This is a genomic window from Niabella ginsenosidivorans (assembly GCF_001654455.1).
Taxonomy (GTDB): Bacteria; Bacteroidota; Bacteroidia; order Chitinophagales; family Chitinophagaceae; genus Niabella; species Niabella ginsenosidivorans.
This window is the reverse complement of record NZ_CP015772.1, coordinates 2,985,782-3,012,181: the sequence shown is the minus strand read 5'-3', so window position 1 is coordinate 3,012,181 and position 26,400 is coordinate 2,985,782. Positions and strand designations below refer to the sequence as shown.

Here is a 26,400-nt window from a genome sequence, read left to right as displayed (position 1 = left end):
ACCCGCTCTTTTATTCAATGCCATACAAAGCTTTTACTGTCTGCACTTCCTGCAAGTCTTTGGATCGTTGCAGGCTTAACCGGACGTTTTGCGAATTAAACATGCGCAGATCGCCCAGGGTCTCATCAATGCCTTCGGCAGCCTTGTTAATAATTTCCAGGCGCTTGCCGTCGCTCATTTTGGTGCCGAGGGTGCCCACTACTAAAAAGAGCTGATCCAGGTTCTTTAAACTTTCATCGACAATACCGGAATATACTTTTGTCATATAATTAATTTCATCCGGCGTAAAATGTTTGTCCTGCTTAAAAAGCCCAAAGGCCCTTTTGTATTCTTCTACCACCCGAACCTGTTTTTCCATGATGGCCTTTACCCGCTTATACCCGGTGATTGCTTCTTTTACCTGCGCCAGCTCATCATAATACTTTGCGTATTGCTCTTTGTTCTTTTTTACCCAATCGGAAATTTCATCGAGCTTCACTTTTGACAAAGTATTCTCTAACGTCTTTTGCGCATTCTGTAACCAAATGGTTTTATTTTGCAGGCGTTGTACGGCAAGGTCCATTGCCTTGATCACTTTTACCAATACAGCCTTCACCACCACCCACACAACGGCATGGCTCTTTTGTGTAGGCATTAAGGAAAGACCTATAGATAACATAAATATCATTACTATCTTTTTCATCACATTTCTTTTATTGTTTACATTTAGTTATCAACGATTGCCATGAACTATGAATCATCAACTATAAACTATTCTACTTTCCGATAAACTGACGCCCCAACCAGCAGCTTATTTTCTTTTGGCTTGAAAGAAATCACCTTCCCTTTTCGCTGCTCATAGATCACCTGGTCTTTACTGTCATAAATACCCGTCCAGGTCCCTGTATCATATTTGACCGGCAGTTCCTTACCGTCCCGGATGCGGACAATAGCTGATTTTTTTTCAATCGTATAAACATTGCCATGCTGTTGCTTTACGATCAGCCTGTCCCGGCCTTTTGAATATTCATTATTAATAGTGCGCTCATAAGTACCGGGAATAAAATCCATAACGCTGTCATTGGAGATCCTGTTACAGCTCATCATGTAGCTGACAAGAATACACAAGTAGGATGTTGTTAATTTCATATATCATTGATTTGTGTTATTTTTCATGCCTCCTGCGCTCTTAATTGAGCCGCAAGTATTTCGATTCCTTTTTCAATACTTCCATATTCCGTTGCATACTGTTGTACTTTTACCTTTTCCCGTTCTTCTGTGGTATAAGCCAGATACTCTTCCAGCGATACTTCCGTGCGATACACTTTTGATAAAACACCACCCAGGCTAATAAATACTTCCTTGTATTTCCTGGTCGGATCATTCGCCTTATTGACGCTTAGCACCAGCGCCTTTTCTTTTTCCGTTAACCCTAACAGCTCCTGTATCTGGTCGAACTTGTTCTGATATTTCGACTGATCCAATAAAATCTTACAGTCGCTGTTATTAATGATCGCCTGCTTCACCACCGGCGAGGAAATAATGTCCTCTATTTCCTGTGTAACGACAATCGCTTCTCCGTAAAATTTTCTGACAGTTTTAAACAAATACTTGATGTATTCCGCCATTCCTTCCCGCGCTATGGCCTTCCACGCTTCTTCTATCAGGATAACTTTGCGGATGCCTTTCAGCTTCCGCATTTTGCTGATAAAGGTTTCCATAATAATCAGCGTGACGACCGGAAACAAAATGGAATCCTTAATATTATCCAGTTCAAAGACAATAAAACGCTGCTGCAACAGATCAAGGTTCTTTGTGGCGTTCAGCAAAAAATCAAACTCCCCACCACGATAGAAAGGTCTTAGTACAAAAAGAAAATTATCTATGTCGAAATGTCGTTCCTTAACCTTGTCCTGCTCCAGGATTTTTAGAAAATCTGTTTGGACGTACTCGTAAAAAGTATCAAAGCAGGGAAAGATGCTTTTGTCATTTTCCAGCTTGTCAAAATATCCCTGTAAGGCATTGGATAAAGCAACGTACTCACTGCGCGTAAAGGATTCATCATCTTTTTTCCAAAGAGCTAATAGGAGCGTTTTAATGCTCTCTTTCTTTTCAATATCAAGCGTATCACCGGCGCCGATATAGAAAGGATTAAATTTGATCGGGTTTGTTTCTGAATAGGTGAAGTAATAACCATTCACCAGATCACACAAGCCCTTGTAAGAATGTCCCACATCTACCAGCACGATATGCGTGCCCTGTTCGTAATAGCTTCTTACCATGTGGTTCGTAAAGAAGCTCTTTCCTGATCCAGAATATGCCGGGCCACTCTAGTTAAGAATGGCCCGGCACGGGGAGGGCCCCAATATGAATTTATTCCTGTTCGTACAGATGCCTTTTTTTATAGGCTCGTCCGATATATCCGTATGTACTGGCTTTCCGGTTAGCCGGTCACCCAGCCGTATGCCAATTTCGCTATCGCTGTCCTGGTAATTGGTTTCCAGGTTGAGAAAGCAACAGGCCTGCTCAGCGAACGTGTCAAAACAATCATTGGCAGGGAAATCCGCTGCATTTCCGGGAATACCCGCCCACCATATCTGCGCGGCTCCTGCTGTTTCCAGCTTTACGGCTGCTTCCATTTGCGCCAACCCTGACGTAACCAAGTTCTTAATATCCTTTAGCTCATCCGGTTTGTCTGTCCATACCAAAATGTTGAAATGGGCTTTTACAGGCAGCCTTTGTTCGCTCACGCATTCGTTTAAGAAATCACCTACCGCGTCCCGCGCGATAGCATTCTCCCTTGAATATGCCGCGAGCGATTGCAGGCGCAGCCGTTTGCTTTCCAGCTTTTTCATAGTCTTGCCGGCATCGCCAATAAATATGTATTGGTTGTACACATGATTGCAGGGAAGCAGTAAACCGAGCGTGGAAGCAAAGCCTATCGAAAATTTTGTCCGGTCGGTAGAGTATTTGTCATAATTGATCCGCGAACCGCAGAGCGACGGCAGGTCGGTAACATCTGCCAGCGTATAGAGCTGGCAATGCTGATCGCCGATCACAAGCTTATCTTTCAGTTGCAGGTCCTTTACCAGCAAATGATCCGGCTTTTCAGATAACGTACAATACCGCTCAATCAGTCCTACTTTATTTTTATGGCTGATAATATCTTTTGTTTTCAGCCGTTCGAGCTGCACGGCTGCATCAGAAAGTATTCTTGCAAATTGTCCGGCACAATCCTCAAATTCCTGCAAGGCATTACGGCTGATGGTTTGCCCCGGCACAATGGTCGGGCGCAGCAAACTGGAAAATACCGAGCTGGATATTTTTCTGTCCACGGGCTTTTTGGTCAGCGTGATATAACAGTCATGTTTCAGATAAGGCCTTCCCTCAAAAAACTGGTCGCTGCTTTGCGAAAGGAAGGAGCTATGATTTGTTGTACCAGGCTCATATTTGGACTGTACAAAATAATCCTGCTTATGAAACACCGTTTCTTTCGGCAACACTTTGATAGCTTTAATAAAACCCTGGTGTAACGCTTCGTAGTTATCATCCGACTGTGTAAATACCTCCTGAAGCGCTACCTTAAATACGATGGAGATATCTCCCTGCTTTGATAAAATACAATCATGCTCCACATCCATGATGGGCAGCAGATCACTCAACCATTTTTCCATACACTCACTTTTTCTATTATTCACAAATGGTGGTTGCCCACAATTACTTTATAAAAACCTCCCGGCTGTTATTTTTGATCAGCTCCGGTACCTGGCGTTTTCCTAACTTCTTCATTAGCCCATGCTCACCGTACTTACGGCTCATGCCATATACTTTTTTAAACAGTATGCCGCCGCTGGTAAATATTATGCCCAGGCAGATAAACATATTCACACCGCAGATATACAGGACGGCAAAGAAAACCAGCAGGATCACCAGCCCTCCGCCCAGGTACCATATATATTGAGCTTTCAAACCCTTAAACATTACCGGTTGATTTACACCCCTGTTGATCTGATAAACACTTGCCATAACCCTACTTACTACTTGCTTAACCCTATTTACCATTATAATCCAAAGAACGAACGCAACACTGTTGCTACAATCACTAAAAAAATGCAGCTACCAAACCACGATGCCGCGATTTGGCCGGTGTGCGGATCGCCCGCGCTCCAACGCTGATACACGCGAACCGCCCCGATTAACCCAAGCACAGCGCCGACCGCGTACATTAAATTGATACCGGTATCAAAGTATTGCCTTACCAGAGAATTTGCCTGTTCAATACCGGCGCTGCCATCCTGCGCGGATGCCTTCAAACCATTTATTAAAAGAACCACACCGGCAAGCGCACACAACTTCGCCCTTCTGCTGCCGAAAGCAGCCACGCTCCACATTTTCATACACACATCTGCTTTTTATAATTAATAAGAACTTCACGCTCCACTGTTTCACTCACACACTGCCTTATGAATTATAAGCAGGTGAACTATATAAAACCTGCCGCTGCCCATCCCAATGGCTGAGACGACCACCGTAAGAGGGAATGAGCTTTGCGGACAGGTAAAACTCCAATCTCCCATTTTTCCCCTCTCCTTTAGGAGAGGGGCTGGGGTGAGGTTTGGCGGTCTCCGCTCCCGATCCTTCCCACCTTATCCGAATGCTGCACATGAGGGAAACGGAGACCATATCTTCCTGACTATTGCCAGATTTGTTCCAGCTCATCATTCTCCAGCTCAATGCCTAACCGGTGCGAGGCTTCCTGCGCAATATGATTGGACATAGAAATTTGAAAGGCTGTCCCTTTGATTTGGGGATATGATTTCACTTTTTGGTTTAAATCCGCGATCAGCCGGGCTTTATCTATTGGTGCATTGGTCACATTGATAAAAATATCTTTGCAATCTTTCATTAACTCATGAACATTATTGTAGAGGGCGTCATAATCGCTTCCTTCATTGGATGAAGCTGATTCTTCAGTCAGGTAACCTGCATCCGCCAGTTCCTGTTTTGTAAAGCGGTTGCCCAGCTTTACAAGATCATGGCGATAGAACAAAGCCAGCACAACCGCATAATAAATTATAAGAAATATAAAAAGGTAAATGAGCAACTGCTCCCACGTAATCACACTTTGCATAATTTTTTGTTTTTGACAATACAAAATTGCGTGGTTGACGGGCCGATTAGCAGACATAAAACAAGTAAAATGGGACAGAAAATTAGTAAATGCGGCATTGTCTATTTTAGACGGGAAGCCGTCTATTTTAGACACCGGTTTTGTTGCACAAAATAAATGCAGGGGATATGTTGCGGCTGGAAAATCGCATGGGACTAAGCAACAATAAAGAACGACAAGCCTGGTGGCAGGCGATGAACCGGGTATATTCAGAACAACAGATTAATGCAGCCATCGCTACTTTGCCGCCCGATATGCAGCAGGTCATCCTTTTGCATTATAAAAAAGGCATTCCTTTACGGGAGATCGCTCCTATAGTGAACCGCAGTATGACCGCTATCCGCACCCGGCAGGTAATGGGCATCTATAAGCTTTGGCAATACTTTGGAAAACCTGGTTATTAAACAGACAGTTTTGACGGTAACTTTTGAATAATCGTTTCCACTACCTGCTGAAAAGAAACGGGGTCGGTGCTTTTAATTTTTTTAAGGAATGTTTCCCACATTTTAACCCGTGCCGGATCGTTACGGAAAGCGGCTGAAAATAAAGAGTGCTCGGGTGACAGATCTGTACCACGATTCTTGAACGTTGTGGTAATGGCCTGCCTGAGCATTTCTGCATCAATACTTTTGGTTGTAAGCAAATGGTAGACATCGTAAAAATCTTTCATACGACTGTTTATCTCCCCTAAAAAAATCATAGTCTGGAACTTTTCCGCGATGACCGTTTCAACAGTATAGGCCAATAAGTGCGGTGCCGGTATTCCCTCTAATAGTGCAGGGAACAACATATCTGTAGGCCTAGGTGTTACTTTATCACCAAAGCCGATATCTATCTGGATATTTTGCCTGATCGTATCAAGAGCTGCGATAAAAGTTAAACGTATGCCACTATAATCGCTGTGTTCAGTTATAATTTGTCCTTTAATCGTTTCGGAGTAAAACGTTACCGCATCATCACATGCAATACCTGCTATTTCTTTAAAAATTTTTTCCAAATCCTTTATCTCGTTGGGAATTTTATTACCTGATAAGTCTATATCCACTGTAGGGCGTGTTAGAAGGCCTTGTATAGCATAAATAAAGTTGCCTCCTTTCAGATAAAAATGTTTTGCATATTCCGATATGGATAAACGGTACAAAAGCCTTTCATGAAAAAACCTCACAGCAATAACCTGGAAAGCGATGTTCTTTTTTATTGCAATATTGTAGAGCTTCGATCTTATGGACGATGCGGAAATCATAGCATTACCTTTAAATAGGGAACCAATATTTTTTCAACTCTCAAAATCTTTGCATATTGCATTAGCTTGTCTATATTTTTCTTTTTTTGACCGAGATAAGCTTTGATGACTTCCTGCATTACATCTTCACCTGCCTTATTGCGGAATTTTACAGCATCGCATACAGCGCGTTCGGGATCATAAAACTTCAAAACCTTGCCGTTCTTTTTTATTGCTGTTATACCCAGGTTGAATATTTTTTCGCTCCAGTAATAAAGGGTAACCGGTGGGTAATCGGGTATATGGACCTTTGTGTTCCGGGGCAAAGCCACATGGTACCGATGCGAAACACTGGTAGTAAAGCCATATTGCAGCCACGCTGTAAAAAGACAAAATACGCCATTAGGAATGATTTCAGCAACCAAAGTGATATCATCCTGCTGCATGTATTTTTTATGGGCATAAAGGCCATGACGGACCTGGTAAACCAGATCGGCTGCAATCAGTTTATTCAATTGGTATCTTTCTGAACGGGTCAGACCATTGGTCCTGATATACCCTTGATTTGACTTAAATTGATTTTCTAGTTCTTGCATAATTTGTAATATTGCACCACAAATATAAACATTTGTAGTGTGATATTACAATAAGAATGAGCCATTATTTATTTTAAATACTGATAATTAATTAAAAACAACTTTCTTAACGTCGATATCCTGCACGATATTCCATAGTTGTCATACCATACTGAAACCCTTCTGCTCTGTCGTGTTTACTTATTTATTTTGTTCAGGAAACGTGAACAAATATATTTTATAAACAAACTCAGGCATTTTTCCCCGGATTGTATGGCTATTCGTCTTCATTACCTGGGGTTCAATATGCTTCGTCAGTCTTTGCATCCTCATCCCATTTTTATTTCCGGTACTTCGCTCTATATTCAGTCGGCGTCATTTTATATATTTCCTTAAAAGCGCGGGCAAATGCACGCGGCGAAAGAAAATCCACTTCTGCAGCAACAGAAGATACCTGTTCTCCACGTAAGAGCAATTCTTTGGCAAGCTGCATCCTTAGTACATTGTAATATTTATATGGTGTGGCACCGAATAGCCGTTTAAATCCAAAATTCAACGTAAAGAAATTGAGGTAAGTTTTCCTGCAAAGCTCTTTATTGCCCGGATAATAAGGAAAGGCTTCATCAATCAGCCGTTTTACTTCATACAGTGCATTGGTTTGTGTTTCGCTAAGATCAGGCAGTATGGTTTCAAGGCGATCCACATCTTCAAGTGCTGCCAGCAAAATATTCTCAACGTTGTTTTGTAACAACCATGCTTTGCCTTTCTCACTGTAATTATTGCGCAGGATCGCCTGTACTGCTTCCAGCATCAGCGCCGGGCAGCGGCGAGGTTCCGGGCTTAGATCAGTGGGCCGGTCTTTCTGCACTTGTTCAATAAAGCGTTCAAACGCTTTATAGTCAATGCCCAGTTCTTCCAGGTAACTCAACTCAAAGTGGATATCAAAGGTTTCATACTCCACACCGGCGTCAAAACAGGCGCGGGTAGCAATATGCGGTACAAAGCTAAACTGGTAATAGAATGCCGGCAGTTCCGGCTGCAATACCTTATCCCAGGTACCTTTGATCTTGTTACGTAAAGCAATAACTCCAATGCAGGTATATGGCCGGTTGCCATGAGCACGGTAGCGGTATGCATCCAATACCGGCTGATCCAGATGGCAAAGCCTTTGCCGGTCAGGCGTTGAAACAGCGCTTTAAATCCTTCACCCATTAAACCAACAGGTGTGGCGGTTTTTAAGACATAGCGTGCCAGCTCTTCCGGCACATGGGTAAGTAGTTCCAAAACGCCAACACCTTCCTGAACAATCGTTAAACTTTCCATATAAATTTAGTTTATGTGTGTTTTTACTAATTTTTTGTCTGGTGTTTTGCCTATCGGGCAGGTAGCTTGCAGGCATAAAATTGTTGCACATGAAATGAGCCGCCCGGAAACTTCGATACCAACCTGAATGACTATGCGGCGAATTCCATGCGACTATTAAAAAATAAAATAGATACGCATGAACACAAACCAATCTTTACAAACCATTCCCCGCCTGTGGTGCAAACCTTCAGCGGATGATCTGCCCGGCGCCTTACTGTTTACCCGGCAAGTGCCGGAGCTGGATGCGACTTTGTCCTTTCGCTCACTCGATCCTGATCTCGACTTAGACAGGATCTATGAATGGGTAAACCAGGCGTATGCCCAAAAATTCTGGCAATTGAAAGGCTCCCGCTCCATGATCGAAACCTTGTACAGGGGTTTATTATCCAGCCCGCAAATACATTCGTTCATCGGGCTGGTGGATCAGACACCTGTCTGCCAGATAGAGCTATATGCCGTATCAGCCGATGAGCTGGCTGGCTATATCCCGGCACTACCCGGCGATTGCGGGTTGCACCTGTTAATGTGCCCGCCCCGCGAGATGCAAAAAGGATGGAGCTTCTATGCGCTCAGGGTATTCCAGGAATTTTACTTTTCATTTTCCCAGGCACAGCGTTTGTTCGCCGAACCTGACCGGGAAAACTATGCAGCCAATCAACTGGCGATGAACACTGGTTTTCGTTTCCTCAAAACCATTGAGCTGTCTTACAAAACAGCCAACCTCTATTGCCTGCACCGGCAGGATTTCCGGCCGGTATAATCTTCTTTAAAATATTTGCCTTATGAACCGTATTCTTTCACTCGACCTCGCGCGGGGCTTCACCGTGCTGTTTATTCCCGCCATTCATGCCGGAATGTTATTTAGCCAGCTTTCCGTTCACACAACTGTTTTAGGAAAGTGCATGATCGCTATTGCCGAAGGCCCCGGAGGGCAATTATTGATGTTACTCATGGGGTTGTCTTTTACATTGAAAGCGCAGCATAGCGCGCGTTCCATACTAATAAGATCCGCAGGGCTGCTTTTGGCTGGCTACCTGCTGAATATGTTGAAATTTGTTGTGCCGTATAGTTTGGGGGTGTTGCCGGTTGAAGTGTTGCAGGAGTTGGAAATAGAGGGAACAGAATCAGTAGTGGGTCGGTTAGCGGGTATGGGCGATATCCTGCATTTTGCGGCGATGGCGCAATGGGTTTTGTATGGGCTGTATCGGTTAAAAAATTATCAGTGGTGGGCATTGGCAGCGGCCATAGCTATTGCAGTTCTCAGCCCGCTGCTCTGGGACAGGCAGCCGGCTTTACCTGTGCTGCATTACCTGGCGGGACTGGCAACGGGACACCCGCCAAAGGTATTCTTCCCGCTATTGCCCTGGCTGGTATATCCTTTGGCCGGTATCTGCATAGGCTGCTACCTGAAAAAACAAGAAGCGCAGACAATGGAACACTGCGCCATCATTGGCCTGATTTTATTGGGAGAAGGGCTGGTAGAAAAAATTTCTTACAGAACTGTAAATCCTTATGGTTTTTATCGCACGCCTTTTCCTGAAACCTGCTGCCATCTCGGTATTGTGCTGCTTACATTATATATATGGTATTGGGTGAGTAAGCAGGTGAAGGATAATCTTTTTTTTAAACTGTTAACCTATTCCAGCAAAAACATTACGCTGCTCTATTTTATTCAGTGGGTTTTAATTTGCTGGCTGCTGCCCATCTTTGGGTTCAGGAAGCTGGACACATTTCATTCGGCAATGGTGATGGTAATCGCGACGGCGGATACCTATATCCTTACCTTTTTTGTAAACCGTATCAAACAACGCTATGCATACAATAAAAGTTTTTGACCTGATCGGTATCGGCATTGGTCCGTTTAATTTGTCGCTGGCAACGCTGTTACAGGATCATCCGGGTATTGAATATTTGTTTTTAGAGCAAAAAGAATCTTTTAACTGGCATCCGGGGCTGCTCTTGTCCTGGGTACGTTTACAGGTGCCTTACTTTGCTGACCTGATAACGCTGGCCAATCCGCAAAGCCCTTATACCTATATCAATTACCTGCATACACAAAAACGCCTGTTTCGTTTCAGCGCGCACGAAAATATCTTCCCGTTGCGTACAGAGTACAATCAATACTGCCGTTGGGTAGCTAAACAGTTGCCAGGCTTGTTATTCAGCCATCGCTGCGAACAGATCACGTATAATGCCAACGCCGGGTATTATACAGTTCAGTTCGGCAACCCGGTTACAAAAGAAAATGGCACGTTTCATGCGAAACAATTGGTTATCGGTATCGGTACACAACCTTATATTCCAGAATCTGTTCAAATAGCGAAACATTCAAACATCATCCATTCTTCCGATTATTTGTTGCACAAACATGCTTTGCTGGCAAATGGCAGTATTACCCTAATCGGTTCGGGTCAAAGTGCCGCAGAGATCTTTTACGATTTATTGCAATACGAGAACCTGTTGCACGATCTCAACTGGTGCACCCGTTCCCGTCAGATAGCGCCGATGGACTATTCTCGCTTTGCGCTGGAAATGGCTTCGCCGGATTACGTAGACTATTTTTTCAATCTACCTGAAAAAGCCAAAGCCGAAATACTCGCTTCCCAAGCCTACCTGTATAAAGGAATTAACCGGCAGCTAATCGAACAGATACATGACCAACTGTATATAATGGACGCACAGGGCGGCTCTTTTAAACTAAACATTTTTACCTCCTTGGAATTAACCGCGCTACAGCCCGCAGGTAAAACCCTGCATCTTTGTTTTCGGCATCGGGACACCGGTAAATCATTTACACAAACGACCGGCTCCGTTATTCTCGCAACCGGCTATCACTACAAAATCCCTTCTTTTCTTAAATCTATAAGTAACCGCATTAACTGGAATGCCAATGGCTGGTTTAACGTGCAAAAGCAATATGCCGTTGACAACGATCAAACCATTTTTGTACAGAATGCCGACTTAAACAGTCATGGCTTTAACGCGGCTGACCTGGGTTTGGGGGTACATCGCAATATGGTTATTATCAATAGCCTGTTAAAGCAGGATTATTACACCATTGAGCAAAACACCTCCTTCCAGAAATTTGGTTTGCCTGTTTTATAGCAATATGTCAAAGAACCAAACAAGCGATATTTACATCGCTCCGGCAAACAAATCTGCCTGTAGAATAACACAGATTTAAAGTTGCACACAACATCCCAAAAACCAGGCATAAGCTATTTTCAGCACATAACAATTATAATTGTAATGACGAATATGGAAGCGATTTGGGTGGATGCCTTTTATCCATGCAGCGTCCGAAATAAAATTTTAGCGTCTATTTTAGACCGGTCTTAAACAGGCCGACTACACTCCCTAAGCCAGTTGTGTTAATGATTTTGGCGTAAATTTATAATTGGGAGAGAAAGCCGGTAGCAGAAAAATCGAATGGCAAAATTGCAAACTTTTTATTCTTATAATCAGTTGTTTTTGTAAATGATTCGTATTGCTGGTAAATTTTTTCTTGATATTTGTAAAATGACGCAAGCCGATCAACATAATGATCTCGTATTATTGAAGGAGATTGCCGAAGGCGATCAGCAGGCTTTTACAATGTTGTACAAGCGACATCACCAGGGCATTTACAATTTCTTATTAAGCATCGTAAAAATTCCCGAGACAGCCGAGGATCTGTTACAGGATGTCTTCCTGAAAATATGGGAAGATGCAAAACAGCTTAATGTTGCAACCTCTTTTTCGGCCTATCTATACCAGGCAGCTCGCAATAAAGCAATTGATGCCCTGCGGCGTATAGCACGCGACCCCCTTCTGGTAGATGAGGTCAGGCACCGGCTCTCTTCTGGCATCTACCAGCTAACCTATCAGGAACAGGAATGGAAGCAATATGAACAGCTTTTCAATAAGGCATTGGAAGCATTACCGCCCCAACGCAGGCAGGCTTTTCGATTGGTCCGGCAGGCGGGAAAAAAGTACGATGAAGCTGCCCACCTGATGGGGATTAGCCGCAATACGCTAAAACAACATTTATCATTAGCAGTAGAATCCATCCGTAAAACGCTGTTGGATGAGGGAGATATCATTCTTGCGTTAATGACAGCCATTCTTTTTGGAGTTTTAATTTAATAAAAAATTAAAAAAAAGTTAATAGGTCTCCACCCATTTTTTATAATCATTCGTCATATTAATGTATGCAGCAACATCAATCTCTTGAAGCTCAATTGCTCGAACGCTATATACAAGGCATTGCCACTTCGGAAGAAACAGCCGAACTGTTTGCTTGGTTACGTGAAAATGCGCCCGATTCAATCACCGGACTGGAACAGATCATGGGCAAAAACTATGCTGAAGCTTTGGCGCGTCCCGACAGTTTAAGCCAGGATAAAAGCTCCCTGATATTGGCAGCGTTGTTCGACAAAATTAACAGGAAAGAGGCTCTTTCAAAGCGGGAATTTACGCTTCCTCGCCGCAGGAGCAGGCGGATTTGGTATAGTGTCGCCGCCGCAATTTTTGTAATTCTGCTTGGTGGTTACTGGTTTTTTCAAAACCCGAAGCAGCAGAATTCGCCGTTAACAGACAATAGAGACCAGAAAGACATTGCTGCTCCTTCCACCAACCGCGCCATGATCACGCTGGACGACGGCAGCCAGGTATTTTTAGACAGTGCAGACAATGGACAATTAGCACAATTAGGAAATGTAATACTTGTAAAGCTTGCTAACGGGCAAATTGCTTATAAAACCGCTGACGGGCAAATTTTAAAAGAACTGCAATACAACACGTTAACTAACCCACGGGGAAGCAAAGTAATAGATATGCAGTTATCTGATGGCTCTCATGTTTGGTTGAATGCCGGAAGTTCCATCACTTACCCGGTAGTATTTGTAGGTAATGAAAGAAAAGTAGAATTGAAGGGGGAAGGTTATTTTGAGGTAGCAAAGAATCCGAATAAAAAATTCATTGTAACGTCCAATGGAGTAAATACAGAGGTTTTGGGCACCCATTTTAATGTTAACGCCTATGAAGATGAAAGTGATATTAAAGTAACGTTGTTAGAGGGTTCAGTAAAAGTAAGTAATAGACAGAGGGAAGGAATGCTAAAGCCTGGGCAACAAGCAACGTTAGGAAGAATGAGATTTGATATACAGTTAAGTTCGCCTAATATTGACCAGGTTATGGCTTGGAAATACGGCTTTTTGACCTTTAATGATATTTGTTTTGAAGAGATTATGAAAAAAATAGAAAGATGGTATGATGTAAAAGTTCTCTACTCTGGTCATATTCCAAATATTAAGCTTGAGGGAGATCTAAATCAAAATACCTCTTTAAATGGCACATTAGAGGCGTTGAGATTACAGGGAGCTCGTTTGAGGCTGGATGGAAGAACTCTAATCGTTGATTAGGCGTAAGAATATTTTAACTTAAGTATACTTTTTAATATAAAATTAAACTTTAATCATGATTGAAAATTAAAAGCGATGTGAAAACAAAACCGGAAGTGTTGAGACCACTCCCGGTGGAAGTTTTAAAATAAAACGATTGTTCAAACCATTTTAAATTATCAAACGATTGCAATTTATGCAAAAAATGTTTAAAAAAGCATTGGGCCGCTATCCCTGTGTTTTGAAACGAATTTTAATCAAGACGTATATCAGCTTTGCCTCATTTCTCATTTGGATTTTGAATCAGACAAAAAGATGGCTATTCTTTCATAGAGACCGAGATTCAAAGCGAAATGTTATTTTTCTGGTTATGAAATTGAATATTCTTTTATTGCTATTTGCCATAACACAGGTTGACGCAAAAGTAGTTGCACAAGATATAACGCTAGAGGGTAAAAATATACCGCTTGAACAAGTTATTTCGGCAGTTAAAAAACAAACCGGATTTGGTGTGAGTTATACAAAAGATTTATTAAGGTTTGGTAAGGCTGTTACGATTTCTGCAACAAAAATGCCTTTGACAAAATTTTTAAATCAAGCTTTGAAAGATCAGCCATTTACTTACAAGATTGTTGAAGAAAATATTATTCTAACATTAAAAGCCCCCAAACTAGATAACATTTTCAATCAAAAAATAGCAACGCAGAATTTTCTGAAAATTAGGATTAAAGTTACAGACAGTTTGGGAAATACAATGTCCGGGGCCACAATTGCTATTGAAAAAAGGGGGATTTCGATTGTAACTAATAGTAATGGGTATGCAGACATAGATCTGAAAATAGGAGACATTGTTAGGATTTCCTATGTAGGATATAAAACCAGTATAATAGTTATTTCCCAAACAATACTCGATAGTGGGCAGTTAAATGTTTCATTAAAATTAAATGATGCTGGAAATAAAATGGACGAGCTTGTCATCATTGGTTACGGTTCAGTGCGAAAGAGCGACCTTACTGGTTCAGTTGCGAAAGTAACCTTAGACGATCCTTCAGAAAAGCCTGCAACGTCCATTGAACAACTACTTCAAGGGCGGGCGGCAGGAGTGCAAATTACATCCAATACCGGTGCTCCAGGCGGTGGAATTACCTTTTCAATTCGTGGAGTAACCTCTATTAGCGGATCAAATCAACCGTTAATCGTTATCGATGGGTACCCTATTGATTCAGACAATGGGTCTGTTAAAGTTTCTTCCGGAAGCCAGTCATCGTATCTGGATCAATTGCCAGACGACAATGCACTGGCGAACATTGATCCTGCCGACATAGAATCAGTTGAAATTTTAAAAGATGCCTCTGCTACTGCTATTTACGGATCACGGGCTTCCAACGGTGTTGTTCTGATAACAACAAAACACGGAAAAACGGGTCGGGACCGCCTTTCCTATAATGCCCGGTTTGATATAAGCTCGCTCCCTAAAAAGATTGATGTGCTTAACACCAATGAGTATCTCAGCTATTCAAATGAGGCCTATTTAAACAGCGGGCAGGATTCTGTCTTCAAATCAGACGCTATAGCCAGGTATGACAGTGTGAATACAAACTGGCAGGATCTGATCTATCGACCTGCTTATAGCCAAAGCCATCAATTAAGCTTATCAGGCGGATCCGATAAGTTCAAATATGCTGTAAGCGCAGGATACCTAGGGCAACAGGGAATTGTAAAGAATTCACGGTATGACAGGGGCTCCCTGCTTATTAATTTAGACCGGGAAATAAGCAAACGGTTCAAGTTTGGTGTTAGCCTCAATGGCTCGATCAGTAAAAACAAAGCAGCCATGCAATCTTCCGACAGAAGCGATCCTTCTACTTCCGTGGTTTATGGTGCATTATTGTCTAGGCCGTTCGATTCCCCGCTGACCGCGGACGACCAAATAGACCAGACCCAGATTGGTAACCCGCTCACGATCATTGAGCTTGCAGATGACCAGAACCGTGTTACCACAGTACTGGCAAATATGTATTTGAATTATACACTGGCCCCGGGTTTGGATTTTAAAGTAAACGGAGGGGTCAATACCAGGAATTCTCGTCGTGACTTTTATATGCCAAGAGGTACAACATTGGGTAATCTGGAAGGAGGATATGCCTATCTTGGAGAGAGCAGCTCTTTCAATTATCTGACAGAATATACTTTAAACTATAACAGAACAATTAATAAAAAACACCGGATAAATGCGGTGGGAGGATACACCTGGCAACAATGGACCCGTAAAGCTTTTAATATTAATGTGCTCAATTTTCCCAACGATAATATGTCTTATTATGACTTGAGTAGCGGATCTTCTATCAGCAATCCGAAAACCAGCACCACACAATGGGGACTTGCCTCTTTTATCGGTCGCGCCAATTATAGTTTTGATAATCGCTACCTGGCAACTTTTACGGCCAGGGAAGATGGTTCCACCCGTTTAGCCGAAGGCAACAAATGGAAATTTTTCCCTTCTATAGCTCTGGGTTGGAATGTTTCCAATGAAAAATTCATGCGGAACGCCAGATCCATTACTTCACTTAAACTGCGCGGAAGTTATGGCCTTTCAGGCAACCAGGCAGTTCCTGTAGGAGCTACCCAGGCGCGCCTTACCTCCACCGGAAGTGTTGCTAATGAAGGAATACAAATAGGTTACGTTTTGGAAAACATGGCCAATAATACCCTGCATTGGGAGCTTACAAAACAACAGAACATCGGGCTTGATATGACATTATTCAGAAACCGGATCACATTCGGATTTGATTATTATAAAAAACGCACCGATGGTTTATTGATCGGCTTAACGATACCACCCTCAAACGGATTCACGCAATATAATACCAACCAGGGTACCGTTGAAAACAAAGGCTATGAATTTGACCTGGGCGCAAAAATATTGACCAGGGGCCTGAAATGGGATGTATCAGGAAATATTTCTTTCAACCGGAACAAGATCATCAGTTTAGGACCGGGTGTGAACTCATTTACCGGTCCTGCTTTTACTGCAGTAGGAGGCCAGGCTCTGAATATTTTTGAAGTGGGATACCCGATTGGTTCTTTTTACGGTTACCGGATCATAGGTATTTACCAGAACCAGGAAGAAGTTGACAAAAGTCCGCAGGATCCATCCAATAATAAGCCGGGTAGTTTTAAGTTTAAGGATATTAGCGGACCAAATGGTGTACCCGATGGCGTCATTTCTGCTGACGACAGGGAGATCATTGGCAACCCTTACCCCAACTTTATATTTGGGCTGACAAACAACCTGGATTGGAAAAGTTTCAGTTTGTCTTTCCTCGTATTAGGCAATATTGGTCAGGATGTTATTAATGCCAACCGTTATACAATGGATGCGTTAGCCCGTGGTTCACAGGCGAATGTCCGTAAAGAGGCTTATGAGGGCAGATGGACCGGGGAAGGTACCAGTAATACATACCCCCAGGCCACTACGTCTGCTTCTCCCTTCAGCAACCGGTTTACAGATTTTATTGTTGAAGATGCCTCATTTGTGCGGTTAAAATATGTTACTCTCTCCTATACATTTGAAAACAACAAAATAAAATTTGCCCGGAATCTGAAGTTTTATCTAACGGGCAGTAATCTTCTCACGCTTACACACTATAAAGGTTATGATCCTGAAATAAACAGTCATGGAGATAATTCAATGACTCCCGGGATTGATAACGGCTCCATACCCCAATACAGAAGCCTTTCAATAGGTATGAATGTCGGCTTTTAAAGTTAAACATAAAAACGAATGCAAATGACAACGAAATATATAGCTATTCTTATTACAGCATTACTGTTAACTGGCTGTAGTCTTAAGGAGAAGATATTCGATTCTGCCATTTCAGATAATTTTATCCAGTCTGAAGATGATGCTTTCTTCCAGTTAAATGGTGTTTATTCCTTTTTTCCTACTTTCGGCTCCTTTAAATCAAATCTTCCTTATCAGATCATTGACGGAGGCGACGATATTGCTGTTAATAATGCTACCAAAAGATTATTTAATGAAAGAACCATCAGTTCCTCTAATATTTATTTTACAAGCGCTTGGTCTTCCTTTTTCAATACCATTAATAATGCCAATGCCTTAATGGAAACATTAGGAAAACTTGCGCCGGGCATCCTCTCTGATAGTTACAAAGACCGGATCATGGGAGAGTTGTATTTTATGAGGGCCTTTTCCTATTTCTATCTTGTACGTTTGTATGGAGGAGTGCCAATACACATGCAATCAGTACAGGGTAATTCTGATTTTTACCCGGCCAGGAATTCCGTTGAAGAAGTATATAATTTCATTTTCGACGACCTTAAGAAGGCTTCTGAAAAATGTATTCCCTATAGTCAGCAACCTGCAAGGGAATTCGGTCATGCCACAAAGGGTGCCGCCCAGGCAATGTTATCATTAGCGTACCTGACCCATGCCAATAACCTTGATCTGAAAGGGCAAAGCGGGGAGTCGAAAGCGTTCTACCAGCTTGCGGAGAACTATGCTGATAGTGTGATCCAGTCAAATGAATACTCGCTCATCAGTAATTATGCGGATTTGTGGAATGTAGACCTGGAAAAGAATGCATATAAGGAGGTCATCTTCGCTATCCAGTTTACCCGTGATGCAACTGCTGCCAGTGCAAGCTCCAGAGGTAGCGAACTTGCTTATTATTTGCAGCCCACGACCCGCTTTAATATCTGTGGTAACCCAACGGATGGTGCAGGAGGAGGAACCACCCGCCTTCAACCCTGGTTCGTTCAAATGTATAAAGAGGGCGAATATGCAAACGATTACAGGTCGGAAGTTTCTTTTTTAACCAGGTGGAGCTATAGAGGTACAACCCGGGAATCGGTTGCGTTTCCTGAAATAACCAACTCCAATGAGATAGTGGAGCAATACCCATATATAAATAAGTATATTGACCCAAAGGGTTTACAGGCCAGGAACAACGAAAATGATCTTTATATTATCCGCCTGTCTGAAGTTTATTTAATAAAGGCAGAAGCAGAGAATGAATTGAACGGGCCAACTGACGGTGCCTATGCTGCATTTAATATGCTCCGGCAACGGGCTCGTCTGGCCGATGGGAATCTCCGTACCACTCCTACCGATCTGCAGTCGGGTTTATCCAAACAGGAATTCAGGCTTGCGGTATTTAATGAACGGGGGCTTGAACTTGTTGGTGAAGGGCACCGGTGGTTTGATGCAATAAGGATGAGATACCTGGACGATAAGCGGACGATGGAAGAGTACCGTTATGCTGAATTCTATCCGGCCATGGCTAAAACAGCACCCACTTACAATGCGGCTACACATACATGGGAAGGAGGCCTTGTTCAACCGTTAAATGTGGTCAGCTGGACGCCTAAATTTTTACTCTGGCCAGTACCCAGTCCGGAAATTGATGCCAATCCCAATATGACGCAAAACACAGAATACGGCTGGTGATGCTGATAGTTTTAAAAGATAGGTGCGGGTATTCGATATGGATAACAAATCTGATGTTGACTGTATCGTTCCAACAGGTCTGCAGATAGTCAAAAACCCGTAGGACGCGAGTAAAAAATAATGATAGCTAAAAAAAGAGTAATGCAATACCAAAAGGAAGCAATGAAGGTATTAGGGAAATCAATCAATGATTGATAGTTGAAAAATACACAGTACAATGCAAAAAACACATTTCAATCCAAAGGGTCAAAACAAGTGGTTTCTGGCCGCAAAAACAGCAGTACTTTTCGTTACACTTGTTTGCCAGAGCTGGATCCTGACTGCACAGAAAGCGCCCTTTCCGATCAGGGCTGTGGATGAACAATGGGTACGGGAAATTGAGCGCTTACTCCCCGATAAACCCATGGGCCTGGGTGACCCCTGCAGCAAACGTGCCGTTTGGGATAAATTACGGCAGTCGGGTAAGTATGATCATTTTTTACAGCAGATGGAACACTATAGCTTTCCCCCCTTCAGTAAGGAGGACTATTTTTCACTTTCAGATGGCAGCGCTTCGTCTTCTGCAAGAGGACTTGGTATGATGCGTAAAAGGGCTGAAGGCCTGTCGAAACTGACCTGGGCCGAATGCCTTGAAAACAAAAACAGGTATACGAGCATGATAGAAGAGGGCCTGCGTTCCATACTAGATCAAAAGTCGTGGGTATCTCCGCGTAGCGATTATGGGTTTAAAAATTATAAGGGAATTGCCTATTCTGTAGAATTAACTTCTTCTTTGTATGCACATACCATTGCCCAGACACTTTATCTGATGGGTGCTAAAATCGATCCCCAATTGAAAACAGCTGCCATCAATGCATTGCAAAAACGGATTTTTGAGCCTGTGCTTAACAAGATAAGCACTCAAAACACAGATAACGAAAACAGTTTTTTAATTGCCACCAATAACTGGAACCATGTGTGCCTGGCAGGACTTGTGGGCGCCGCACTTGCTGCAATTGAAGACAAGCATGAGCGCGCTGTTTTTGTTGCTATTGGCGCATACTACGCTAATAATGGCTTAGCTGGTTTTGGCAGCGATGGCTACTGTACCGAAGGCATAGGCTACTATAATTATGGATTTGGACATTACATTTTACTCAGGGAATGTATATGGCAGGCTACGGGTGGTAAGATAGACCTGCTGGCCACTCCCAAAGTGCAAAAGATCGCCTGTTATGGGCCACATCTTCAAATCATGAATGGCGTTTATCCGGCGATCTCTGACAGCCGTGAGGGAGCAAAACCCGATTCAGGCATACTCACTTATCTGAGCCGTAACCTGGGGTTGGGCCTGGAGCCTTACGATACACTAACATATGAAGGGAAAACCAATGATATCCGTAATGATATTATGATGGTCTTTCCCAACTCCGCATCGTTATGTCAGCCACAGCAGCAAAAACGGTCTCAGCAACAGCTCATCCGCTCTTTTTTTGACAGTACCGGAGTGTTGATCTGCCGTCCTGTACCTGGTTCTTCCTGCGTGGTTGGGGTTGCTTTTAAGGGCGGGAATAATTCCGAATCTCATAACCATAACGATGTTGGCTCCTTTACTATTGCACAGGCAGATCAGATCATGGTTGGTGATCCCGGCGCCATTCCCTATACCGCGAATATTTTCACACCCGCGTACAGATACACTTATAAAACGATTGGCTCATTCGGGCACCCTGTTCCCCTGGTTGCGGGCACTCAGCAACAAGCCGGCGCAGGGGCAAGGTCTGCAACGATTCATACTGCTTTCAGCCCTAAAAAAGACGAGATGACCCTTGATATTACCTCCGCCTACAATGTGCCCGAATTAAAAACACTTAAACGCACCATGGATTATAACAGAACAGAAAAAGGCAGTGTTACTTTTACAGATCATTTTGAATTTACACGGCCCAAAGCATTTGAAACTGTTATTTCAACCCGTTCCACATGGAATCAGGTTTCCAAAAATACGTTATTGCTGACAAGAGAAAAGGAAAAAATGCTTGTAACTTTTTCTTCGCCGGGCAACAACCTCTCCCTGCGATCAGAAGAAATTTCAGAAGGCGGCATGCCTTATTCACGCATAGGGATTTACATCGACAAACCTGTAAAATCAGGGCAAATAATGATTACTTACAAACCGGCAAATTGATTTTATAACTCCGGATAGTCCACTTTATAAATAGTACTATGAGTAAAATTTTTATAAACCTGCTAACAGCAACCTGCTGTATCCTATTTATTGGATCTTCTTTCGGCCAGACAAAAAGCAATGAGCCAAATTGTGTTACTTTTAGCTATAATGATTTGTTAGCTATTCGGAAAAGCATTAACGCCCGAAAATCTGAATATCTGCCTTCCTACAAGCATTTGCTGGCTAATGCCGATCGGTTACTTAAAACAAAACCCGAAAAGGTAACTGATGGTGATCTGCCTCCTACGGGAGACGTGCATGATTATTATACGATTGGTAAGTTTTCATGGCGTAATCCAAATACTCCGAACGGCATGCCTTATATACGTGGTGATGGCAAATATAATGAGGAAGCTTTTGGTGACAGGTTTGATCTCAGCCGCTTCGACAAAACGGTGAGCAATATTAATACACTCGCGTTGGCTTGGTTTTATTCTGGTAATGAAAAATATGCCTCCAAAGCCCGTGAATTGTTAAGAATATGGTTTATAGATCCGGAAACACGAATGAACCCTAATATGAAGTGTGCTTCTGCATTGCCGGGTGTTTATGATGGTATGGCGCTCGGGATCATTTTCACAGTATCATTAATTGAGATGACCGATCATGTACAGTTGCTCCGCTTATCAAAATCATGGGATAATAGCTCCGACAATGATTTAAGAAAATGGTTTGCCGATTATAATGCTTGGCTCAAAACAAGCGATTTTGGAAAAGAAGAAAAGGCGGGAAAAAACAATCACGGTACTTGGTATTCAGCACAAATTATTTCTTATAGTTTGTTTAGCGGCACTAGTGATGACATAGACAAAGAGTTCGACCTTGCCAAAGAGAAACTCAGCTCACAGGTGATGCCGAATGGTGATTTACCGCTGGAAACAAAACGGGTTGAAGGGTTTCACTATTTTATTTATGGCCTTAAGGCGTTTAATGTGCTGGCAAACGGGTTACAAAAATTTGGGTATGATTTATGGGCATATCAAACGCCGGATCATAAAACCCTGGCACTGCCATATAAGTTTATCATTCCTTATATCACCGGTGAAAAGGCCTGGACTACTGGTGGTGTAATTGAAGTAAAAGCCACTGAACAAATACTTATGTTGAAACAGGCATCAGAAAAGTATGATCTGCCTGAAATTAAAAAAGCCATCGGTCATCTGAATGCTGCTATGAAGCCAAACGATATTGGCCGACTCTACATTTATCAATAAATCTAATTTTTTGAATCAACTACTATCAGAAAATAAGTAAACATGTATAGAAGACGTACATTTATAAAAAATATAGGTATTGGGGGGCTCGCGATGCTACTTCCGTTTGAAGCACTTTCTCAAAAAAAGAACAGCATTATCATCCTTCGATCATCATGGCAAACTGTCAATATAGGCGATGTTGGTCACACGCCGGGCGTTATTGCTCTTTTAGAGAAATACCTTCCTGATGCTCAGGTTTTACTATGGCCTACAGACGTCGGAAAAGGCGTAGAACAAATGCTAATTCGTCGGTTTCCGAAACTGATCATCTTGAAAACCGAAGCTGATCAGGATGATGCCATTGACCGTGCCGATTTCTTTTTGCATGGTTCGGGTCCATCACTCACTGGGAGAAAAGAACTAACTAAATGGACCAGCCGAACTAATAAACCTTACGGTATTTATGGAATTACTTATCCTGGTAACTATGCATTTCCTGCCGATAGGGATAAATATGATCCTGCCGATATTCCGCTGATGAGCAAGGCCAGATTTTGCTACTTTCGCGATTCAGTATCGCTTACCTACGCTAAAAGCAAAGGTGTCAATTGTCCGGAAATGGGCTTTTGCCCAGATGGTGCTTTTGCTATAGATTTACGCGACGACACTTCAGCTCAAAGTTTCCTGAACGCCCACAACTTGCAGCCCGGAAAATTTGTATGTGTTATACCGCAATATCGTTTTTCACCCTGGTGGGAAATACCCGAAAAGAAACTAAAGGTAGATTCGATAAAAGCGAATTACAATCTGAAATACAAAGAGCATGACAATGCCCCCATCCGCGAGGCTATGATTGCGGTAGCCAGACAAACAGACATAAAACTGCTCATTGTTCCCGAAAATGAAACACAAGTAAGGATAGGGAAAGAGATGCTTTATGACCCATTGCCGGGCGATGTGAAAGCCAAAACAGTTTGGCGTGATCATTACTGGATGACAGATGAAGCCGTAAGCACCTATGCTATGTCGGCCGGGTTATTCGGGTTGGAAATGCATTCTCCAATTTTCTGTATTGATGTTGGTGTACCAGCCATTGTTTGCCATTTTGACGAGCAAACCAGCAAAGGCTATATGTGGAAAGACATCGGGCTTGGCCAGTGGCTGTTTGATATGGATAAGCCGAAAGATGTAGCCCGTATTACGCCTGCCGTGTTGGATATGATAAAAAATCCAAAGGCGGCTCATGCCAAAGTAGTCGCTGCGCAGCGCTTTGTAAAAAAACGGCAGGAAGAGACTATGTGTGTATTAAAACAAAATATCATTTAAGTGCAGATGATAGGCTGAAATAGACCCTATATACAACCTTTTTGATAATGGTGAAATTAAAGACTTGTCTGGTTGGTTTTCTAACCTTGCTGATAATATGTTATGCTCATGCACAGCAAAAAGTAAATGTAACACAGCAAATTAAGCTGGCTGTACGCCAATATAAAGACATGCTGGCAAGTCTGCCGTCTGCCGAACATTTCCCGCAATCAACCAACGTGGACGGCAGTCTGGGCACCATGAAAAGCGATTGGTGGTGCAGCGGTTTCTTTGCCGGATCATTATGGTATTTATATGAAGCCACAGAAGATACCATCCTGAAAGTGGCCGCCGAAAAATGGACGGAAGCCATTGAAAGAGAACAGTACAATACATCAACGCACGATCTTGGTTTTATGCTTTATTGCTCATACGGTAATGGCTATCGCCTTACCAATGATCCGACTTACAAAAGGGTCTTATTAACTGGCGCAGCTTCGCTTGCCACCCGGTTTGATCCGAAAGTGGGATTGATTAAATCCTGGGATAAAATGGGCGAATATAACTACCCGGTTATTATAGATAATATGATGAACCTGGAATTTTTGTTTTGGGCGGCTAAGGCATCAGGCAATAAAAAGTTGAGCGAAATTGCTATCGCTCACGCTGATAATACGCTGAAGAACCACTTCAGGCCCGATGCCAGCAGCTACCATGTAGTTTGTTACGATAGCGTGGGCAATGTAATAGCCAGGAAAACCAACCAAGGCTACGCAGATGGTTCGGCCTGGGCCAGAGGACAAGCCTGGGGTTTGTATGGTTACACAGTGATGTACCGTGAAACCCGAAATAAACGATACCTGGATCAGGCCAGGGCTATAGCTAAATTTTTTATGGAACATCCACGTTTGCCAAAGGATAAAATACCGTATTGGGATTTTGATGACCCGACCATTCCCGACGCTCCTCGCGATGCATCTGCGGCAGCCATTGCATCATCAGCGCTGCTGGAATTATCCCGATATGTTGATGTTGTTACCTCCGAAAAATACTATCACTTTGCAGAAAAGGTACTAGTTTGTTTATCCGGACCAGCATACTTTACATCAAGTGGCAATAACCATTTCCTGCTGAAACATAGTACGGGTAATATGCCTAAGAAAAGCGAGATTGATGTGCCGCTTATTTATGCCGATTATTACTATATAGAGGCGCTGTTACGCTATCAAAAGTTCAAAACCTTATCCTAAATAAAGTCATCTCAATCATGAATGCTGAACAATCAATCCCAAAGAGGCCTATCATTCTCTTAAATGCTGCTGTTATTGTGGCTGCGCTGGGTTACTTTGTAGATATTTATGATCTGTTGCTGTTTAGCATTGTGCGCGTGCCCAGCCTGCAATCGCTTGGCATAAAAGGGGATGCGGTAGCCAATAAAGGCGTTTTTATTCTAAACGTCCAGATGATAGGCCTGTTGGCCGGTGGCATTTTCTGGGGCATTTTAGGAGATAGAAAAGGCAGGTTATCTGTTCTGTTCGGTTCCATCCTTATTTATTCTGTTGCCAATATCGCCAACGGCTTTGCGGCTTCGATTAACTCTTATGCTACTTGGCGTTTCATCGCCGGTTTTGGCCTGGCCGGTGAATTAGGCTCAGGTATTACCCTGGTAGCCGAACTGATGCCTAAAGAAAAGCGTGGTTATGCTACCACCATTGTAGCCTCGGTCGGCGTGTTTGGTGCGGTGGTGGCCTTTTTTATCGCCCGGCATTTTCCATGGCGTATTTCTTACTTTATTGGTGGAAGCCTAGGTCTCTGCTTGTTGTTGCTCCGGGTAAAGGTTTCCGAATCGAGCGTGTTTTCAAAAAGCAGGAAGGCACAGGTAAGTCATGGTAGTTTCCTGTTGCTGTTTAACAACTGGTCGCGTTTTTTCAAGTACCTGCGTTGTATTCTCATTGGCGTTCCGCTTTGGTTTGTGGTGGGTATACTCATCACCTTCTCACCGGAGTTCGGCCGTGAAATGAAAGTAAGAGGCCCGGTTGATGCAGGTGCTGCCGTGGCCTGCTGCTACGGCGGATTGGTGCTCGGCGATATTATAAGCGGTTTGCTGAGCCAGCTGTTAAAAAGCCGTGTTAAAGTGGTTTACTTCTACCTGTTTTTGGCTGCGGCTGGCGTCGCTATCTTTATCAATCTAAACAGGATTTCCCTGGCATCATTTTATGTCCTTTGCTCAGGACTGGGCTTTTCGGTGGGTTATTGGGTGATCTTTATGACGATTGCCACCGAGCAATTCGGTACCAACATTAGAGCTACGGTAACTACTACCGCGCCCAATTTTGTAAGGGGGATGGTCGTGCCCATCACCATTGCCTTTGAATACCTAAAAACTGATATTTTCCATACTGGAAGAGGAGCTGCAGCCTTGGTAGGTGCGGTTTGCCTTGCGCTGGCGTTCTGGTCTCTAAGCCGGATGCAGGAAACCTTTTCTAAAGATCTGAACTATCTGGAGACTAACAACAATTGATCTCCAT

General features: G+C 42.9%; 21 protein-coding genes and 1 pseudogene. 13 read left to right on the top strand and 9 right to left on the bottom strand.

Annotation, left to right across the window (positions count from 1 at the left end; translation table 11 throughout):
• Positions 1–10: 10 nt before the first annotated feature.
• The 6 genes and pseudogenes from A8C56_RS12520 to A8C56_RS12495 form a co-directional block, all read right to left on the bottom strand.
• Positions 11–682: a conjugal transfer protein TraI gene (locus tag A8C56_RS12520; protein WP_067756506.1), complete on the bottom strand. Its 672-nt coding sequence runs from the start codon at positions 680–682 to the stop codon at positions 11–13.
• Positions 683–750: 68 nt separating this feature from the next.
• Entirely contained in the window at positions 751–1,128 is a 378-nt protein-coding gene (locus A8C56_RS12515; RefSeq protein WP_157097965.1) for a hypothetical protein, read from the bottom strand.
• Between the two features lie 23 nt (positions 1,129–1,151).
• Positions 1,152–3,620, bottom strand: a pseudogene (locus A8C56_RS12510) (TraG family conjugative transposon ATPase).
• Between the two features lie 76 nt (positions 3,621–3,696).
• A complete protein-coding gene (locus A8C56_RS12505; protein ID WP_067756498.1) occupies positions 3,697–4,005 on the bottom strand; it encodes a DUF4133 domain-containing protein in 309 nt (102 codons plus the stop codon).
• Between the two features lie 35 nt (positions 4,006–4,040).
• Complete coding sequence (locus A8C56_RS12500) at positions 4,041–4,376, bottom strand: DUF4134 domain-containing protein (protein WP_067756495.1); 336 nt, start codon at positions 4,374–4,376, stop codon at positions 4,041–4,043.
• Positions 4,377–4,672: 296 nt separating this feature from the next.
• Positions 4,673–5,110 carry a hypothetical protein gene (locus tag A8C56_RS12495; RefSeq protein WP_157097964.1) on the bottom strand — a complete coding sequence of 146 codons (438 nt, stop codon included), beginning with the start codon at positions 5,108–5,110 and terminating at the stop codon, positions 4,673–4,675.
• A 167-nt stretch (positions 5,111–5,277) separates the two neighbouring features.
• Between A8C56_RS12495 and A8C56_RS12490 the strand changes: the two genes are divergently transcribed.
• Positions 5,278–5,553, top strand: a complete 276-nt coding sequence (locus A8C56_RS12490; RefSeq protein ID WP_157097963.1) for an RNA polymerase sigma factor — start codon at positions 5,278–5,280, stop codon at positions 5,551–5,553.
• Here A8C56_RS12490 and A8C56_RS12485 read toward each other — a convergent pair.
• From A8C56_RS12485 to A8C56_RS12475, 3 genes are all read right to left on the bottom strand, one after another.
• The gene (locus A8C56_RS12485) at positions 5,550–6,392 is read right to left on the bottom strand and encodes a nucleotidyl transferase AbiEii/AbiGii toxin family protein (protein ID WP_067756487.1); all 843 of its coding nucleotides are present in this window, start codon (positions 6,390–6,392) and stop codon (positions 5,550–5,552) included. The genes A8C56_RS12490 and A8C56_RS12485 overlap by 4 nt on opposite strands.
• Entirely contained in the window at positions 6,389–6,886 is a 498-nt protein-coding gene (locus tag A8C56_RS12480; protein WP_084490184.1) for a type IV toxin-antitoxin system AbiEi family antitoxin domain-containing protein, read from the bottom strand. The genes A8C56_RS12485 and A8C56_RS12480 overlap by 4 nt, the downstream gene beginning before the upstream one ends.
• Positions 6,887–7,286: 400 nt before the next feature.
• Entirely contained in the window at positions 7,287–8,087 is an 801-nt protein-coding gene (locus A8C56_RS12475; protein ID WP_067756484.1) for a helix-turn-helix domain-containing protein, read from the bottom strand.
• Positions 8,088–8,447: 360 nt separating this feature from the next.
• On the opposite strand from A8C56_RS12475, the gene A8C56_RS12470 reads away from it, so the two are divergent.
• The 12 genes from A8C56_RS12470 (at position 8,448) to A8C56_RS12415 (ending at position 26,393) form a co-directional block, all read left to right on the top strand.
• Complete coding sequence (locus A8C56_RS12470; protein ID WP_067756480.1) at positions 8,448–9,071, top strand: GNAT family N-acetyltransferase; 624 nt, start codon at positions 8,448–8,450, stop codon at positions 9,069–9,071.
• Between the two features lie 22 nt (positions 9,072–9,093).
• Positions 9,094–10,146: a heparan-alpha-glucosaminide N-acetyltransferase domain-containing protein gene (locus A8C56_RS12465; protein ID WP_067756477.1), complete on the top strand. Its 1,053-nt coding sequence runs from the start codon at positions 9,094–9,096 to the stop codon at positions 10,144–10,146.
• On the top strand, positions 10,124–11,416 hold the full coding sequence (locus A8C56_RS12460; protein WP_067756474.1) for a lysine N(6)-hydroxylase/L-ornithine N(5)-oxygenase family protein: 1,293 nt from the start codon (positions 10,124–10,126) through the stop codon (positions 11,414–11,416). The genes A8C56_RS12465 and A8C56_RS12460 overlap by 23 nt, the downstream gene beginning before the upstream one ends.
• Positions 11,417–11,830: 414 nt before the next feature.
• The gene (locus tag A8C56_RS12455; protein ID WP_067756471.1) at positions 11,831–12,436 is read left to right on the top strand and encodes an RNA polymerase sigma factor; all 606 of its coding nucleotides are present in this window, start codon (positions 11,831–11,833) and stop codon (positions 12,434–12,436) included.
• Between the two features lie 65 nt (positions 12,437–12,501).
• Entirely contained in the window at positions 12,502–13,713 is a 1,212-nt protein-coding gene (locus tag A8C56_RS12450) for a FecR family protein (protein ID WP_067756468.1), read from the top strand.
• A 721-nt stretch (positions 13,714–14,434) separates the two neighbouring features.
• On the top strand, positions 14,435–17,458 hold the full coding sequence (locus tag A8C56_RS12445; RefSeq protein ID WP_169818774.1) for a SusC/RagA family TonB-linked outer membrane protein: 3,024 nt from the start codon (positions 14,435–14,437) through the stop codon (positions 17,456–17,458).
• 24 nt (positions 17,459–17,482) lie between these two features.
• Positions 17,483–19,162, top strand: coding sequence for a RagB/SusD family nutrient uptake outer membrane protein (locus A8C56_RS12440; protein ID WP_067756462.1), 1,680 nt, complete (start codon positions 17,483–17,485; stop codon positions 19,160–19,162).
• 217 nt (positions 19,163–19,379) lie between these two features.
• Positions 19,380–21,329: a heparinase II/III family protein gene (locus A8C56_RS12435; protein ID WP_067756460.1), complete on the top strand. Its 1,950-nt coding sequence runs from the start codon at positions 19,380–19,382 to the stop codon at positions 21,327–21,329.
• Between the two features lie 38 nt (positions 21,330–21,367).
• Positions 21,368–22,585 carry an alginate lyase family protein gene (locus A8C56_RS12430; protein ID WP_067756457.1) on the top strand — a complete coding sequence of 406 codons (1,218 nt, stop codon included), beginning with the start codon at positions 21,368–21,370 and terminating at the stop codon, positions 22,583–22,585.
• Positions 22,586–22,627: 42 nt separating this feature from the next.
• On the top strand, positions 22,628–23,893 hold the full coding sequence (locus tag A8C56_RS12425; RefSeq protein ID WP_067756454.1) for a polysaccharide pyruvyl transferase family protein: 1,266 nt from the start codon (positions 22,628–22,630) through the stop codon (positions 23,891–23,893).
• Positions 23,894–24,063: 170 nt separating this feature from the next.
• Positions 24,064–25,122, top strand: a complete 1,059-nt coding sequence (locus A8C56_RS12420; RefSeq protein ID WP_245645446.1) for a glycoside hydrolase family 88 protein — start codon at positions 24,064–24,066, stop codon at positions 25,120–25,122.
• A gap of 17 nt (positions 25,123–25,139) precedes the next feature.
• Positions 25,140–26,393, top strand: coding sequence for an MFS transporter (locus A8C56_RS12415; protein ID WP_067756448.1), 1,254 nt, complete (start codon positions 25,140–25,142; stop codon positions 26,391–26,393).
• The last annotated feature ends 7 nt before the right edge of the window (positions 26,394–26,400 follow it).

What these genes read in the sequence shown, in the direction of transcription:
- A8C56_RS12520 (WP_067756506.1), bottom strand. Translation starts at nt 682, where the DNA reads ATGAAAAAGATAGTAATGATATTTATGTTATCTATAGGTCTTTCCTTA.
- A8C56_RS12515 (WP_157097965.1), bottom strand. Translation starts at nt 1,128, where the DNA reads ATGAAATTAACAACATCCTACTTGTGTATTCTTGTCAGCTACATGATG.
- A8C56_RS12505 (WP_067756498.1), bottom strand. Translation starts at nt 4,005, where the DNA reads ATGGCAAGTGTTTATCAGATCAACAGGGGTGTAAATCAACCGGTAATG.
- A8C56_RS12500 (WP_067756495.1), bottom strand. Translation starts at nt 4,376, where the DNA reads ATGAAAATGTGGAGCGTGGCTGCTTTCGGCAGCAGAAGGGCGAAGTTG.
- A8C56_RS12495 (WP_157097964.1), bottom strand. Translation starts at nt 5,110, where the DNA reads ATGCAAAGTGTGATTACGTGGGAGCAGTTGCTCATTTACCTTTTTATA.
- A8C56_RS12490 (WP_157097963.1), top strand. Translation starts at nt 5,278, where the DNA reads ATGTTGCGGCTGGAAAATCGCATGGGACTAAGCAACAATAAAGAACGA.
- A8C56_RS12485 (WP_067756487.1), bottom strand. Translation starts at nt 6,392, where the DNA reads ATGATTTCCGCATCGTCCATAAGATCGAAGCTCTACAATATTGCAATA.
- A8C56_RS12470 (WP_067756480.1), top strand. Translation starts at nt 8,448, where the DNA reads ATGAACACAAACCAATCTTTACAAACCATTCCCCGCCTGTGGTGCAAA.
- A8C56_RS12465 (WP_067756477.1), top strand. Translation starts at nt 9,094, where the DNA reads ATGAACCGTATTCTTTCACTCGACCTCGCGCGGGGCTTCACCGTGCTG.
- A8C56_RS12460 (WP_067756474.1), top strand. Translation starts at nt 10,124, where the DNA reads ATGCATACAATAAAAGTTTTTGACCTGATCGGTATCGGCATTGGTCCG.
- A8C56_RS12455 (WP_067756471.1), top strand. Translation starts at nt 11,831, where the DNA reads ATGACGCAAGCCGATCAACATAATGATCTCGTATTATTGAAGGAGATT.
- A8C56_RS12450 (WP_067756468.1), top strand. Translation starts at nt 12,502, where the DNA reads ATGCAGCAACATCAATCTCTTGAAGCTCAATTGCTCGAACGCTATATA.
- A8C56_RS12440 (WP_067756462.1), top strand. Translation starts at nt 17,483, where the DNA reads ATGACAACGAAATATATAGCTATTCTTATTACAGCATTACTGTTAACT.
- A8C56_RS12435 (WP_067756460.1), top strand. Translation starts at nt 19,380, where the DNA reads ATGCAAAAAACACATTTCAATCCAAAGGGTCAAAACAAGTGGTTTCTG.
- A8C56_RS12430 (WP_067756457.1), top strand. Translation starts at nt 21,368, where the DNA reads ATGAGTAAAATTTTTATAAACCTGCTAACAGCAACCTGCTGTATCCTA.
- A8C56_RS12425 (WP_067756454.1), top strand. Translation starts at nt 22,628, where the DNA reads ATGTATAGAAGACGTACATTTATAAAAAATATAGGTATTGGGGGGCTC.
- A8C56_RS12420 (WP_245645446.1), top strand. Translation starts at nt 24,064, where the DNA reads ATGCTGGCAAGTCTGCCGTCTGCCGAACATTTCCCGCAATCAACCAAC.
- A8C56_RS12415 (WP_067756448.1), top strand. Translation starts at nt 25,140, where the DNA reads ATGAATGCTGAACAATCAATCCCAAAGAGGCCTATCATTCTCTTAAAT.